Source organism: Streptomyces griseiscabiei (assembly GCF_020010925.1).
Classification (GTDB): Bacteria; Actinomycetota; Actinomycetes; order Streptomycetales; family Streptomycetaceae; genus Streptomyces; species Streptomyces griseiscabiei.
Genome location: NZ_JAGJBZ010000001.1, coordinates 3,917,122 through 3,931,401 on the forward strand (window position 1 = coordinate 3,917,122; position 14,280 = coordinate 3,931,401).

The following is a 14,280-nucleotide window of genomic DNA, read 5'->3' on the forward strand; positions in this document are numbered from 1 at the left end:
CGGACGGCCCGGTCGTTCCGGACGGCCCGGTCGTTCCGGACGGCGGGCCCTTCCTCCGCGGCCGGACTCATCACCTCCCTTACGCTGCGAGGCCATGAACGCTATGCGAACCAAGATCGCGATCGTGACAGGCGCCGGCTCCGGCATCGGCCGTGCCGTGGCCGTGGAACTGCTGCGCACCGGCTGGTCGGTGGCGCTGGCGGGCCGCCGCGAGGACCGGCTCGCCGAGACGGCGGCCGAGGCGGCGGCCGAGGCGGGCGCCGGCCCGCACGGCGGGTCCCCGGAGGCGCTGTGCGTCCGTACGGACGTCTCCCGCCCCGGCGACGTGGAGGCGCTGCTCGCCGCCGTGCGCGACCGGTTCGGCCGGCTGGACCTGCTGTTCAACAACGCGGGCACCTTCGGACCGGGCGGGGTGCCGGTGGAGGAGCTGGACTACGCGGCCTGGCGGCACGTCGTCGACACCAACCTCAACGGGGCGTTCCTGTGCGCCCAGGCGGCCTACCGCCAGATGAAGGACCAGGACCCGCGGGGCGGCCGGATCATCAACAACGGCTCCATCTCCGCCCACACCCCCCGCCCGCACTCCGTCGCCTACACCGCCACCAAGCACGCCCTGACCGGCCTCACCAAGTCCCTCTCCCTGGACGGCCGCCCCCACGGCATCGCCGTCGGCCAGATCGACATCGGCAACGCGGCGACGGACATGACCGAACGCATGGCGAAGGGAGTCCCCCAGGCGAACGGGGAACCGCTCCCCGAGCCCGTGATGGACGTCGCCGACGTGGCCCGCACGGTCCGGCACATGGCGGAGCTGCCGTTGGAGGCGAATGTGCAGTTCGCGACGGTGATGGCTACGACGATGCCGTACATCGGGCGGGGCTGAGGCAGCCGCGGCGGGACTCGTCCACACCTCAACTTGCACAAACGGAAGACTCCCCTCCGGTCCATTCGGGCACGTGGGAGGCATATGCTCAGGACTCGTCTCCACGAGAGCTTCACACTTGGAGGCGGCGGCTTCCGTGGCCAACCCGAGGGGGGTGGCGGGCGGCCGTTCCGTGGTCCGGAAGGGGGCGGACCTCGCGTGGGACCGCGAGGTAAGCACCGGAGCACGGAACGGCCGCCCGCCGACATTCACCCCCGGTACGCGCTTCTCCGGGCGGTATCCAAGCCGCGTTTCCTGGCAATGGCCCATGGGTGGCCCAGGAATGGGCTGTCTTATCGAAATCTGATCCCGGGCGCCGATTTCTCAGGCCTCACACATTCCTTACTCAGGGCCCCTCAAAGGTTCCTCCCTAGCTTGTGACCGCGCCCACAGCGGGCGCCAAGAACCTTTGAGGAACGGGATGTTTGGCATCTATCTCAAGCGGGAGCTGAGCCGGCGGAAGAAGGCGGCTCTGGTCATCGCCATGGGTCTGGCGCTCGGAATCGCGCTGGTCATCACCGTCAACTCGGTCTCGGCGGGGATGCGGCAGGCGCAGGACAAGGTCCTTCAGTCGCTCTACGGTCTCGGCACCGACATGACGGTCACCAAGGCCAGGGAGGCGCCCTCCGGGGACGACGGGGAACAGGGCGGGCCCAGATTCGAGTTCGACGCCACCGCCGACGGCGACGACGGGGAGGAGCAGAGCTCGGACCGGGTGATGACCCAGGGCGGGCAGACCCTGAAGTCCTCGCTCGTCGCCGAGGTCGCGAAGCAGGACGGGGTCGCCGAGGCCGTGGGCGCCCTCAGCCTCAACGTCACCAAGGTCGACGGCTCCTTCACCCAGGGCGAGGCCCGCACCGACGACACCTCCCAGCAGCAGGGCCAGGGCGGCGGCCCCGGCGGCGGCACCACCCAGGGCGGCTCCGGCCAGCCCCGCGTCGAGGGCGGCGGCGCCTCCTTCGGCGTCGACAGCTACTCCGTCGCCGGTGTCGACGTCACGGACCAGGACCTCGGCCCGCTCGCCACCTCGAAGATCACCAAGGGCGGGACGTTCACGGCAGCGCAGACGAACGCCAAGGTCGCGGTGGTCAGCAAGTCGTACGCCAAGGAGAACGAGTACACGGTCGGGGAGAAGATCAAGATCTCCGGGACCAAGTACGAGATCATCGGGATCGCCACCCCCGACAGCAGCGAGTCCACCACCGACGTCTATCTGCCGCTGAAGCAGGCGCAGACGCTCGGCGACGCCAAGAACACCGTCACCACGATCTACGTCAAGGCCACCGACTCGCAGCAGATCGACGCGGTCAAGGCGACCATCCAGAAGAACATCTCGGGGACCACGGTCACCACCTCCGCCGATCTCGCCGAGACCGTCTCCGGCTCGCTGACCACCGCCTCCAACCTCGCCACCAGCGTCGGCAAGTGGCTGTCCCTCGCCGTGCTCGCCGCCGCGTTCCTGGTGGCCGCGCTCCTCACCTCCTCGGCGGTCTCCCGCCGGGTGCGCGAGTTCGGCACGCTGAAGGCGCTCGGCTGGCCCAGCCGCAAGGTCACCCGGCAGGTCGTGGGCGAGTCCATCGTGAACGGTCTGCTCGGTGGCGCCCTCGGCATCGCGCTCGGTCTCGCCGCCGCCTACACCGTGACCGCCATCAGCCCGACCCTCAAGGCGGAGCTGGGCAACACCGGCGGCATGGGCGGGGGCGGCATGGGCGGCGGTCCCGGCGGGGGCGGCGGCCCCGGCCAGCAGAGCTCGAACGCCCTGGAGATCGCGCTCTCCGCGCCCGTCTCCCTCTCCACCATCGCGCTCGCGGCCGGCCTCGCCATCGCCGGCGGTCTGATCGCCGGGGCCATGGGCGGCTGGCGCGCCTCCCGGATGCGGCCCGCGGACGCGCTCCGCAGCGTGTCCTGACCCCCGCCCGCCATCCCGGACCTCACGCCAGACCTACGGAGTAACCCATGTACAAGCTCACCGGCGTCACCAAGCGCTACAAGCGGGGCAAGGAGACCATCGAGGCGCTGCGCGGCATCGACCTCGTCATCGAGGACGGCGACCAGCTCGTCATCCAGGGCCCCACCGGCGGCGGCAAGTCCACCCTCCTGCAGATGATCGGCGGCCTCGACCGCCCCTCCGAGGGCGGCGTCGAACTGGACGGTGTGGACCTCGGCTCCATCAGCGAGGCCAAGCTGACCCGGCTGCGCGCCGAGAAGATCGGCATCATCTTCCAGGCGTTCAACCTCATCCCCACCCTGACCGCGCAGGAGAACGTCGAGACCGCGCTCGTCCCGCTCGGCGTCAAGCCCGCCGAGCGGCGCGAGCGGGCCGCCGAGGCACTGCGCTCGGTGGGCCTGGGCGAGCGCCTCACCCACGCCCCGTCCGAGCTGTCCGGCGGCCAGCAGCAGCGCGTCGCCATCGCCCGCGCCCTGGTCAAGCGGCCCAAGGTGCTCCTCGCCGACGAGCCCACCGGCAACCTCGACGAGGGCACCCGCGACGAGATCATGGCCCTGCTGGAGGGGCTGTGGCGCGAGCAGGGCCTCACCTTCGTCCTGGTCACCCACGACTCGTCGATCGCCCGCCGCGCGCCCCGGCTCGCCACCATCAGGGCGGGACAGCTGACGCTCACGGAGCAAGCGCAAGCGCATACAGAGGCACAGACGCAGACGCAGTTCGCGGGCTGAGGCCCCCGCCGGGGCTGCCGTGCGGGCCGTTCACCGCCCCAGGATCCGGTCGATGTCGGCCACCTGGTCCGCGGTGAGCGGCCCCTTCGCGAGGGCGCCCGCGTTCTCCTCGGCCTGGGCGACCGAGCGGAAGCCGGGGATGGGCACGGTCCGCGGACTGCGGGCCCAGATCCAGGCGAGGGCGCCCTGCGCGAGCGTACGGCCCCCGCTGGTGAGGATCTCGCGCAGTGCCTCGACCCGGCCGAGCCACTGCGGGTCGGCGCCGGAGTCGGCGGTGAAGCCCGGCAGCCAGGCGGGCGGCGTGGAGCGGATGTCACCGGCCTCCAGGGCGCGTCCGGCGGAGTGCTTGCCGGTGAGCAACCCCATGGCGAGGGGGCTGCGGTTGATGCTCGCCAGCTCGAACCGCTCGCACAGCGCGAGGAGTTCGGGCGCGTCCTGGAGGATGTTCAGCCGGTGCTGCACGGCCGCGCAGTGTGGCCCCTCGGCGAACACGGCGGCCCGGTCCGGGTCGTCGGTGCTCCACGCGTACGCCCGGATGAGGCCCTCCCGTACGAACTCCTCGCAGGTCTCGCGGAGTTCGGCCGCGCGCTCGGGGTCCGCGTCGGAGAGGTGAAGCTGGTACAGGTCGACGTGGTCGGTGCCCAGGCGGTCCAGGGAGGCGGTGAGGGCGCGCCGGGCGTGCGCCGGGGTGTCGTCCTGGCCGGTGAGGGTGCGGGTCGGCTCGTCGAAGACGTTGCCCCACTTGGTGGCCACGACGACGTCCGCGCGGCGCCTGCCGAGGGCGCGGCCGAGCACCCGCTCGCTGTGCCCGGTGCCGTACGCGTCGGCGGTGTCGAAGAAGGTGACGCCGAGGTCGAGGGCGCGGCGCACCGCCCGTACGGACTCCTCGTCGTCCACCTTGCCCCAGCCGAGCGGCTGCCCGTCGGGGGTCCGCCACTCACCGCCGATCGCCCAGCAGCCGAAGCCGAGGGCGCTGACCTGGATCCCGCTGCGGCCCAACGACCTCGTGGACGTGCTCGTGCTCGTGTTCGTCTCCATGGGCCTGGACGTTAGAAGGTGGAGTGCACACGAACGCAAGCCCCGGGCATCGAGGACGTGTGGGGACGCGTGGGGACCTGTTACGCCTGGCCCGTCTCGAAGCGGCTGATCCGGCCGTCCTCCGAGACCGTGAAGCGCCACGCGGTGCGCATCTCGCCCCAGGTGTCGTTGCGGTAGTTGGCGACCAGGGAGCGGCCGCCCGCGGATTCGCGCTGGACCTCCATATGGCCGTGGGAGGAGAAGATCTCCCGGTCGGTCCAGTCCGCGACATCACGGTCGGAGCCGTCGTCCGACATGGTCGCGTCGTCCGTGAGGAGCGCGAAGAACGCGGTCTCGTCGTGGGCGTTCACCGCGGCGACGAAGGCGCGGACGGCCGGGTCGCTGAGTTTGGCGGGTGCGATGGTCATGGCGGTCAGCCTCACACCGTCGGCAGGGGTACGCCACCGGAGGCGCGCCGGAATCCGGGCGGCCCCGCCCGCCACCCGAACGGGCGCGCGAGCGGGTCGGGCAGGTGTGACCGGTGCGACGGTGGATACGCGGGAGGGGACCCACCGGATCCACCCACGTGCTGCCCAGGGAGTGTTCATGACCTCGTTCGACCGACGTGATCTGGGGCTGTTGCTGCTGCGGCTGGGCACGGGCGGTGTGCTCGCCGCGCACGGGACGCAGAAGCTGTTCGGCTGGTTCGGCGGGCACGGCATCGAGGGGACCGGCCAGTTCATGGAGTCCGTCGGGTACGCGCCCGGCAAGGCCAGCGCCACCGCCGCCGGACTGGCCGAGCTGGGCGGCGGCACCCTCCTCGCCCTGGGCCTCGCGACACCCGCGGCCGGTGCCGCCGCGGCGGGCGCGATGGGCGGGGCGACCGCGATCCACGCGCCCAACGGCTTCTTCAACGCCGAGGGCGGCTACGAGTACGCCGCGACGCTGGGTCTCGCCGCCGCGGGCCTCGCCGTCACCGGGCCCGGACGGCTCTCCCTCGACCACGCGTTCCGCCATGTCGTCGACCGGGGCTGGATGGTCCCGGTGGCGCTCGCCGGTACGGCGGCTGTGACCGCCGTGGTCGTGGGCATGCGCAACCAGCGGGTGCGCAGGGCGAAGGAGGGCGAGCAGGAGGCGCTGTTCGAGGAGTGACGTCACTCCTCTGCCACGGATGCGGAGATCGGCCGTCGCTGTCAGAGGGGCATGACAAGCTGCGCCCATGAGCGAGCATCCCCGGCGATCCCAGGTCCCCGACGACCTCTGGCAGTCCGTCTCCCTCCTCCACGCCTGGCTGGAGGCCGACCAGCCGCACGGCGGCCAACAGGGCGTGCTGTTGCGGATGTTGAAGCTGCAGGAGGAGGTCGGCGAGGTCGCGCAGGCGGTCATCGGGGTGACCGGGCAGAACCCGCGCAAGGGCGTCACGCACACCTGGGAGGACGTCCAGTCGGAGCTGTGCGACGTGGTCGTCACGGCCCTGGTCGCGCTGCGCACCCTCACCCCGGACGCCCGCGCGGTCTTCGCCGAGCATCTCGCCGGGGTCACCGCCCGCTCGCTGGACGCCCGCCGTGGCTGACAACGCGTTCTGGATCGCCTCGCTCACCGCCGGTACGGCCGTGCTCGCGAGCTGGGTGACCAGCCGGGGGACCGCGCGGGCGGCCCGTATACAGGCGGACACGACGGCGGACGCGCAGCGCGTGGAGCGGCTGCGGGCGGCGCGGCGGACGGCGTACGCGGAGTTCATGGAGCAGGCGCAGCGGCTGAACGACGTGCACTGGAAGGTGTCCGACGTGGTCCGGGGCGCCGAGGAGGGCGGGCTGGACCCGGAGCGGATCGAGGAGCTGCGGCGGCTGCGGGAGCGGCAGCGGGACGAGTACGCCGCGCTGCGGAACCTCACCTGGGTCGTCTCGCTGGAGGGACCCGAGGACGTCGCCGAACTCGCCAACACCGTCCGGCGGGCGACGAGCCCCTTCCACAAGGCGATCGAGGCCATGATCGCGGGCGACACCGGCGCCGTGGCCCGCTTCGACGGCTGCTACGCACCGTTCTGGGACGCGCTGAGGGTCTTCATCAAGGCCTCCCGCGACACCCTGCACGCCATGTAGGCCGCGTGCGGGCCGATCCGCACGCCATGTGGGGCCGATCTCGGGTCCTACCCCGGTGACGCCCCGGTCATACCCCGGGGTGACCCGGCCCCCGCGTCGTACTGCGTACTGAGTACCCGCGATTGTCGGCAGCCGCACGACGACGGGACGGGCCCCCGAACGGGATTCTGAGCAGGCATCCGAGACCTCTCACGTGGAGACCTGCGACCCATGGCAACCTTCCTTCATCGGCTGGGCCGGCTGGCCTTCCGCAAACGCTGGTACGTCCTGCTGGTATGGGCGGCCGTGCTGGCCGCCGTAGGTGTCGGCGCCCTCAAGGCCCCCGGAGCCTCCGACGAGGAGTTCTCCATGCCGGGCATCGAGTCCCAGAAGGCGTTCGACCTGCTGGAGCAGCGCTTCCCCGGAGTCACCGCGGACGGCGCGACCGCCCGGGTGGTGTTCGTCGCGCCGAGCGGTGAGAAGGTGACCGCCGCCGAGAACAAGAAGGCGATCGAGGACACCGTGGCCGAGCTGGCCGACGGCTCGCAGGTGGCGAGCGCGGTCGACCCGTTCCAGGCACAGGCGGTGAGCCAGGACGGTACGACGGCGTACGCGACCGTCACCTACAAGGTGACCGCGAACGACCTCACGGACGCCGCCAAGGCCCATCTGGAGGACACGCTCCACAAGGCCGAGGACTCCGGGCTGACCGTGGAGGCGGGCGGCACCGCGTTGGCCGAGCAGGGCGGTGCGGGCGGGATGGCCGAGGTGATCGGTGTCGCCATCGCCGCCGTCGTCCTGCTGGTCACCTTCGGCTCGCTGGCCGCGGCCGGGCTGCCGCTGCTGACGGCGCTGGTCGGGGTCGGCTTCAGCATGGCCACGATCCTCGCCCTGTCCGACGCCTTCGGCCTGTCCACCACCACCGGCACCCTCGCGATGATGCTGGGCCTCGCCGTCGGCATCGACTACGCCCTGTTCGTGGTCTCCCGCTACCGCGAGGAGCGCGCGAAGGGCCGTTCGCCCGAGGAGGCGACCGCCCTCGCGACGGGTACGGCCGGCTCGGCGGTCGTCTTCGCCGGGCTCACCGTCGTCATCGCGCTGGCCGGGCTGTCCGTGGTCGGTATCCCGATGCTGACGAAGATGGGGCTGGCCGCCGCGGGCGCGGTCGTCGTCGCCGTACTGATCGCGCTGACCCTGGTCCCGGCGCTGCTCGGCTTCTGGCCGAACGCCGTGCTGACACGCAAGGCGCGCAAGAGCGGCCGGATCGAGGAGGGCGGCGCGGACAACGGGGGCACCCGCTGGTCCCGGTTCGTGCTGCGCCGGCCGATACCCGTCCTGGTCCTCGGTGTCATCGGCCTGGGCGCGCTCGCGGTGCCGATGACCGATCTGCAGCTGGGCATGCCCGGCGACGAGGCCAAGGCGACGTCGACCACCGAGCGGCGGGCCTACGACGCGCTGGCGGAGGGCTTCGGGCCCGGCTTCAACGGACCGCTGACGATCGTGGTGGACGCCAAGGGCGCCGACGACGCCAAGGGGGCCGCCGACACGATCGCCAAGGAGATCGGCGCGACGAAGGGGATCGTGTCCGTCTCCCCCGCCCGCTTCAACGAGGCCGGTGACACCGCCGTCTTCTCGGCGATCCCCTCCACCGCGCCGACCGACGAGAAGACCAAGGACCTGGTGACCGTCATCCGCGGCGAGCGGCCCGGCGTCGAGACGGAGACCGGGGCGACGTTCGAGGTCACCGGCACCACCGCGCTGAACATCGACATCTCCGACAAGGTGCAGTCCGCGCTGGTCCCGTATCTGCTGGTGGTGGTCGGTCTGGCCGTCATCCTGCTGCTGGTCGTCTTCCGCTCGCTGCTCGTCCCGCTCAAGGCGGCCCTCGGCTTCCTGCTCTCGGTGCTGGCGTCGCTCGGTGTGGTCGTCCTGGTCTTCCAGCAGGGCCACGGCGCGGAGCTGCTGGGCGTGGAGCAGACCGGCCCGATCATGAGCCTGATGCCGATCTTCCTGGTGGGCATCGTGTTCGGCCTGGCCATGGACTACGAGGTGTTCCTGGTCTCCCGGATGCGGGAGGCGTACGTCCACGGCGACCCGGCCGACGAGGCGATCACCAGCGGCTTCCGGCACAGCGCCCGGGTGGTCGTGGCCGCCGCCCTGATCATGATCGCGGTGTTCGCCGGATTCATCGGCGAGAGCGACTCCATGATCAAGATGATCGGGTTCGGGCTGGCCTCGGCGGTCCTGTTCGACGCGTTCGTGGTCCGGATGGCGATCGTGCCGGCCGTGCTCGCGCTGCTCGGCGACAAGGCGTGGTGGCTGCCGAAGTGGCTGGACCGGATGCTGCCCCGGGTGGACGTGGAGGGCGAGGCGCTGACCCGGCGCGCCGAGGCGGAGGCCACCCAGGCGGATTCCGCCGACCCGGCCGAGCTGGCGGGGACCCGCACCTGATCCACCCCCCTCCCCCACCGGGGGCCGTCCGTGGCGAAGGACACGGACGGCCCTCGGGGCGTTCGCGCCCGACGTCGACCACCATGGTCCCCAGTCCCACCGACCGGAGCCCCGTATGACCATCAGCCGGGAACGGCGCTACGCGGATCGCATCGAACACCTCCACGACCGCCACCCCTTCCTCGTCGATCTGGTGCTGGTCAGCGCCCTGATGGGCTGCGCGACCCTCGGCAGCGCGCTCACCCTCCCGGGCGCCGAGCCGCCGGACCAGGACAGGTTCGGTGTCGCCCTCATGGGTGTGTCCTGCCTCGCCCTGCTCAGACACCGCACCAACCCGCGCTCCGCCCTCGCCGTGACCGCCGTCTGCACGGTCATCGCGGTGGCGATGGGCTATCTCCTCACGCCCCTGCTGCTGGCCCCGCTCATGGCGGCGCTGTACTGGCTGGCCTCGCTCACCGACCGCAGGACCACCCGCGCCCACGGGTGCACCGTCGTCGCGGCGATGACCCTCGCCGCGATGTTCTCCGACTCCATGGACCAGCTCTCCCTGGTGCTCCGGACGATCGGCCCCGCCTTCTGGCTGCTGCTGCCCATCGCCGCGGGCCGGGGCGCCCAGGTGCGGCGGGCCTATCTGAGGTCGGTGCAGTCCCGCGCCGAGCACGCCGAGCGCACCCGGGAGGAGGAGGCCCGGCTGAGGGTCACCGAGGAGCGGATGCGGATCGCCCGCGATCTGCACGACGTGGTCGCCCACCATCTGGCCCTCGCCAACGCCCAGGCGGGCACCGCCGCGCACCTCACCCGTACCGATCCCGAGCAGGCCCACCGCATCCTCACCGACCTGACCGCCACCACTTCCGCCGCCCTGCGCGAGCTGAAGGGCACCGTCGGTGTGCTGCGCCGCCCCGACGACCCCGAGGCGCCCCTGACCCCCACCCCCGGGCTCGGCCAGCTCCCGGAGCTGACGGCCGCGTGCGAGTCCGCCGGTCTCACCGTCACCGTCACCACCGAGGGCCCGCCCGGCGCGCTCGACCCGGGGGTGGACCTCACCGCGTACCGGATCGTGCAGGAAGCCCTCACCAACGTCAGCAAGCACGCCGCCGTGGACGCGGCGCGCATCCGCCTGGCGTACGAGGAGTCCCATCTGACGATCACGGTCACCGACGACGGCACGCCCCGCCCCACGGGCCCCGCCGAAGCGGGCCGCGGCTTCGGTCTGATCGGGATGCGGGAGCGCGCGCAGTCCGTCGGCGGCTGTCTGAGCGCCGGTCACCGGCCCGAGGGCGGCTTCGAGGTCACCACCGACCTCCCGCTGCGCCCCCGGCCCCGGCCCCGCCCACCGGAGCCGGACCTGACGGCGGACCTGGAAGCGGACCCGGAAACCACCCCTGACCTGCGGAAGTAGACCAGCCCCATGACCATTCGCGTCCTGCTCGCCGACGATCAGGCCCTGCTGCGGGCCACCTTCCGGATCCTCATCGACTCCTGCACGGACATGGAGGTGGTCGCCGAGGCCACCGACGGCCGGGAGGCGGTCGACCTCGTCCGGGTCCACCGCCCCGACGTGGTCCTCATGGACATCCGGATGCCCGGCACGGACGGGCTCACCGCCACGGCCGTGATCTGCGCCGACGAGGAACTGGCCGACACCCGCGTCCTGATCCTCACGACCTTCGAGATCGACGAGTACGTCGCCCAGGCGCTGCGCTCCGGCGCCAGCGGCTTCCTCGGCAAGGACGTCACCGCCGACATCCTCCTCGACGGCATCCGCACGGTGGCCGCGGGCGACACACTGCTCTCGCCCGCGGCCACCCGCACACTCATCACGCGTTTCCTGGCCGCCCCCGCGCCCGGCAGCCGTCTCGCCACCCCCGACCAGCTGACCATCCTCACCACCCGGGAACGCGAGGTCATGTCCCTGGCGGCCGAGGGCCACTCCAACGACGAGATCGCGGAGAAGCTGTACGTCAGTCCGCTGACGGTACGCACCCACATCCACCGGGCGATGACGAAGCTGGGGGCCCGCGACCGGGCCCAACTGGTCGTCATGGCGTACCAGTCGGGCCTGGTGCGGGTCACCCCTGAGGGGTGACCCTCCTCAACTCCTGTCCACTCCTTGTGGAACTGTCCACTCCTTGTGGAACTGTCTACTCCTTGTAGAAGGTGGCGTCCTGCCGGTCGAGGGTGGTGCTGACCGGCTGGGTGTAGAGCAGGTTGTTGAAGTGGCGGATGTACCGGCCGGGGAAGTTGAACGACTCGTACGAGACGCCGGCCGCGGTGTCGGCGAGGCCGGCCCGCTGGAAGAAGGAGGCGTCCGCGTCGAACAGGGCCGTGCCGTCGTCCTTCTCCACCCACAGCTCGTTGTTCTTGTGGCGGAGGTAGTAGCCGGGGAAGTTCGCCGACTCCAGCGAGACCGTGCCGCTGCCGGTCAGACCGGTGACGATCCGGAACTGCGAGTCGGCCAGGTTGGTGACGCCGGCCTCCAGCTTGGCGCGGTACTCCCAGTGCCGGATGAACCTGTCCGGGAAGTTGAACGAGGAGAGCCGGACGGGGGTCGCGCCGTCGGCGACGGGGATGCCGAAGTTGGGGGTGCCGTCGGCGTTCCAGTACAGCTTCTGGTAGCGGGTGCGGCGGTTGGGGTCGTTGAGCGGGTCGCCGCTGATGTCCTTGTAGTTGCGGTCGTGGTAGACGAGGATGTCGGACTTTCCGTCCTCGGACGTGGTGAAGGTGTTGTGGCCGGGGCCGTACTGACCGGTGGCGGCGTTGCTCTTGAAGACCGGTGTGGAGGTCTTCACCCAGGACGCCGGGTTCATCAGGTCGGCGGTGTCGGAGGCGGTCAGCAGGCCGAGGCAGTAGTTGGCGTCGGTGGCGCTGGCCGAGTAGGCCATGAAGACCTTGCCGTTCTTCTGGATGACGGCCGGGCCCTCGTTGACGCGGTGGCCGACGGTCTCCCAGGAGTACTCCGGCTTGGAGATCATCACCGGACTGCCGCTGATGGTCCAGGGGTTGGACATCCTGGCCAGGTACAGGTTGGTGCCGGTGCCGACCGCCGGGTCGTTCTGCGCCCAGCTGAGGTAGCGGGTGCCGTTGTGGGTGAAGGTCGTGGCGTCCAGCGAGAAGGTGTCCAGCGGCAGGGCGATCCGGCCCTTCTCGGTCCAGGTGCCGGTGAGCGGGTTGGCGGCGCTGGTCTCCAGCACGTACGGCCGGATCTTCCAGATGTCGTTCGTGGCACCGGCGGCGAAGTACACGTACCACTTGCCGTCGATGAAGTGGATCTCCGGGGCCCAGATGTGGGCGCCCATGTCACCGCTGGCGTGCTTGGTCCAGATCGTGGTCTCCGTGGCCGTGGCGAGGCCCTGGAGGGTGGTGGCCCGGCGCATCACGATCTTGTCGTACGCGGGGACCGTGGCCGTGAAGTAGTAGAAGCCGTCGGTGTGCTTGTAGATGTGCGGGTCGGCCCGCTGCTCGGCTATCGGGTTGGTGAAGGTGACGGCCGGGGACGCCGGGGCGGCGGCCTGCGCGGGGGTGGTCACGGTGGTGAGCACGGCGAGCGCCGCCGCGGCGGCCACGATGACTCGTCGGACGAGTCGTCTCATGTTCTCTGTCCCTTCGGGGATCAGGCGGTGGTGGGGACGAGGCGCCACTGCTGGCAGTTGTTGTTCAGCCAGGTCCACTGGCGTACGTCGGTGCCGTTGGCGGTACCGCAGTTGGCGACGTCGGCGACCTTGCCGGTGGCGGCGTTCACGATCCGCACGTAGTCGCTCCCCGTGTAGACGAGGCGCGACTTCTGGCAGTTGTTGTTCAGCCAGGACCACTGCCGGATGTCCGCGCCGTCGGCGGCGGAGCAGTCGGCGGTGTCCATCACCTTGCCGGTGGCGACGTTGACCAGCCGGCTGGTGTCGTCGGCCATGTCCTCGACCCGCCACTTCTGGTTGGCGCCGCCGGTGCAGGTCCACTGGAAGATGTTGGTGCCGTCGGCGGTGCTGCCGTTCTCCACGTCCAGGCACTTGCCGCTGTTGCGGTTGACGATCGTGTACGCGGTCGGGGTCGTCGCCGTCTCACCGGAGGGCCCGGCGAGGGTGGTCCCGAGCGCGACCGGGGTGCCGAAGTTCGGGGTGCCGTCCGCGTTCCAGGTGAACTTCTGGGCGCGGGTCGTACGGCCGTTGCCGCAGCCGCCGTTCGCCGCGCTGTTGCCGTGGTAGACGATCCAGTTCTCGGTGCCGTCCGGCGAGGTGAAGAACCCGTTGTGGCCGGGGCCGTAGACCCCGTTCGCGTCGCTGCGCTGGAAGACCGGGGTCTGCTTCTTGGTCCAGGAGGAGGCGAGCAGCGGGTCGCTGCCGGTCAGCTCCAGCTGGCCCAGCTTGTAGTCGGCGGTCTGGCAGTGGCTGGCGGAGAAGCTCACGAAGGTCCGGCCGTCGTGGTAGAGCGGCTCCGGCCCCTCGTTGACCGCGCCGCCGGAGGTCTCCCAGCTCAGGGTGGGGCTGGAGATGATCGAGAAGGTGTTGCCGGCGAGCGTGTACGGGTTGGTGAGCGGCGCGATGACGAGGCTCTGCGTACTACCGCCGATGAAACCGCTGCCCATCAGGTACAGCTTGTTGTCGTGCTTGAGCACGCTGGCGTCGATGAGCCAGCCGCCGGGCGTGAGGTTGGACCCGGTGAGGGTGTTCTTGTGGGTGTACGGGCCCAGCGGATCGGTGCCGGAGCTCTCCAGCACCTGGGTGCGCTGGGTGTCGCAGCACGCGGCGCCGCTCTGCGCGGCCGAGTAGTAGAGGTACCACTTGCCGTCCAGGAAGTGGATCTCCGGCGCCCAGATGTTGGCGTTGCGCCCGGCGGTGGTGTCCGACCAGATCTCCACACTCGGGGCGGTGGCGAGACCGGCCAGCGTGGGGGACTTACGCATCAGGAGCTTGTTGGTGAAGGTGGTCGTCACCAGGTAGTAGTTGCCGTTGTAGTACTCCAGCCAGGGGTCGGCGCCCTTCTGGGACTTGACCGGGTTGGTGTACGGCTTGCCGTCGGCCGCGGCGGCGGGCGACGCCGGCTGGACGGCGAGGAGTGACGCGAAGAGGGCCAGCAGTGCGGCCCCCGACGTCACCCAGCGACGGACTTGAATGCGGAACACGGCAAGTCCCTTCGGGG

At 71.1% G+C, this 14,280-nt stretch carries 13 protein-coding genes; 9 read left to right on the forward strand and 4 right to left on the reverse strand.

The features are described from left to right. Positions 1 to 94 precede the first annotated feature (94 nt). The 3 genes from J8M51_RS17085 (at position 95) to J8M51_RS17095 (ending at position 3,598) form a co-directional block, all read left to right on the forward strand. Positions 95 to 883 (forward strand): SDR family oxidoreductase, encoded by a 789-nt coding sequence (locus tag J8M51_RS17085; protein ID WP_086757850.1) that lies wholly within the window; start codon positions 95 to 97, stop codon positions 881 to 883. Positions 884 to 1,343: 460 nt separating this feature from the next. Next, positions 1,344 to 2,831, forward strand: a complete 1,488-nt coding sequence (locus tag J8M51_RS17090; RefSeq protein WP_216588989.1) for an ABC transporter permease — start codon at positions 1,344 to 1,346, stop codon at positions 2,829 to 2,831. A 47-nt stretch (positions 2,832 to 2,878) separates the two neighbouring features. Beyond that, positions 2,879 to 3,598, forward strand: coding sequence for an ABC transporter ATP-binding protein (locus tag J8M51_RS17095; RefSeq protein WP_267299256.1), 720 nt, complete (start codon positions 2,879 to 2,881; stop codon positions 3,596 to 3,598). A 30-nt stretch (positions 3,599 to 3,628) separates the two neighbouring features. Here the strand turns inward: J8M51_RS17095 and J8M51_RS17100 are convergent, their stop codons facing one another. Both J8M51_RS17100 and J8M51_RS17105 read right to left on the reverse strand, forming a co-directional pair. Then, positions 3,629 to 4,636 carry an aldo/keto reductase gene (locus J8M51_RS17100; RefSeq protein WP_086762967.1) on the reverse strand — a complete coding sequence of 336 codons (1,008 nt, stop codon included), beginning with the start codon at positions 4,634 to 4,636 and terminating at the stop codon, positions 3,629 to 3,631. 80 nt (positions 4,637 to 4,716) lie between these two features. Next, positions 4,717 to 5,043, reverse strand: coding sequence for a nuclear transport factor 2-like protein (locus J8M51_RS17105; protein WP_086762965.1), 327 nt, complete (start codon positions 5,041 to 5,043; stop codon positions 4,717 to 4,719). Between the two features lie 178 nt (positions 5,044 to 5,221). Here J8M51_RS17105 and J8M51_RS17110 point away from each other — a divergent pair, with 178 nt between their 5' ends. From J8M51_RS17110 to J8M51_RS17135, 6 genes are all read left to right on the forward strand, one after another. Then, complete coding sequence (locus J8M51_RS17110) at positions 5,222 to 5,767, forward strand: DoxX family membrane protein (protein ID WP_086762963.1); 546 nt, start codon at positions 5,222 to 5,224, stop codon at positions 5,765 to 5,767. A gap of 67 nt (positions 5,768 to 5,834) precedes the next feature. Then, on the forward strand, positions 5,835 to 6,188 hold the full coding sequence (locus J8M51_RS17115) for a MazG-like family protein (RefSeq protein WP_086762961.1): 354 nt from the start codon (positions 5,835 to 5,837) through the stop codon (positions 6,186 to 6,188). Next, positions 6,181 to 6,717, forward strand: coding sequence for a hypothetical protein (locus J8M51_RS17120; RefSeq protein ID WP_086762959.1), 537 nt, complete (start codon positions 6,181 to 6,183; stop codon positions 6,715 to 6,717). Before J8M51_RS17115 ends, J8M51_RS17120 begins: the two co-directional genes overlap by 8 nt. Before the next feature lie 210 nt (positions 6,718 to 6,927). Next, on the forward strand, positions 6,928 to 9,147 hold the full coding sequence (locus J8M51_RS17125) for an MMPL family transporter (protein WP_086762957.1): 2,220 nt from the start codon (positions 6,928 to 6,930) through the stop codon (positions 9,145 to 9,147). Between the two features lie 115 nt (positions 9,148 to 9,262). Next, positions 9,263 to 10,549: a sensor histidine kinase gene (locus J8M51_RS17130; RefSeq protein WP_267299257.1), complete on the forward strand. Its 1,287-nt coding sequence runs from the start codon at positions 9,263 to 9,265 to the stop codon at positions 10,547 to 10,549. Positions 10,550 to 10,558: 9 nt separating this feature from the next. After that, positions 10,559 to 11,236, forward strand: a complete 678-nt coding sequence (locus J8M51_RS17135; RefSeq protein WP_216588994.1) for a response regulator transcription factor — start codon at positions 10,559 to 10,561, stop codon at positions 11,234 to 11,236. Between the two features lie 55 nt (positions 11,237 to 11,291). Here J8M51_RS17135 and J8M51_RS17140 read toward each other — a convergent pair whose 3' ends face one another. Continuing rightward, complete coding sequence (locus tag J8M51_RS17140; protein ID WP_179203015.1) at positions 11,292 to 12,740, reverse strand: family 43 glycosylhydrolase; 1,449 nt, start codon at positions 12,738 to 12,740, stop codon at positions 11,292 to 11,294. Positions 12,741 to 12,760: 20 nt separating this feature from the next. Continuing rightward, positions 12,761 to 14,263, reverse strand: a complete 1,503-nt coding sequence (locus tag J8M51_RS17145) for a family 43 glycosylhydrolase (protein ID WP_086754887.1) — start codon at positions 14,261 to 14,263, stop codon at positions 12,761 to 12,763. Positions 14,264 to 14,280 lie beyond the last annotated feature (17 nt).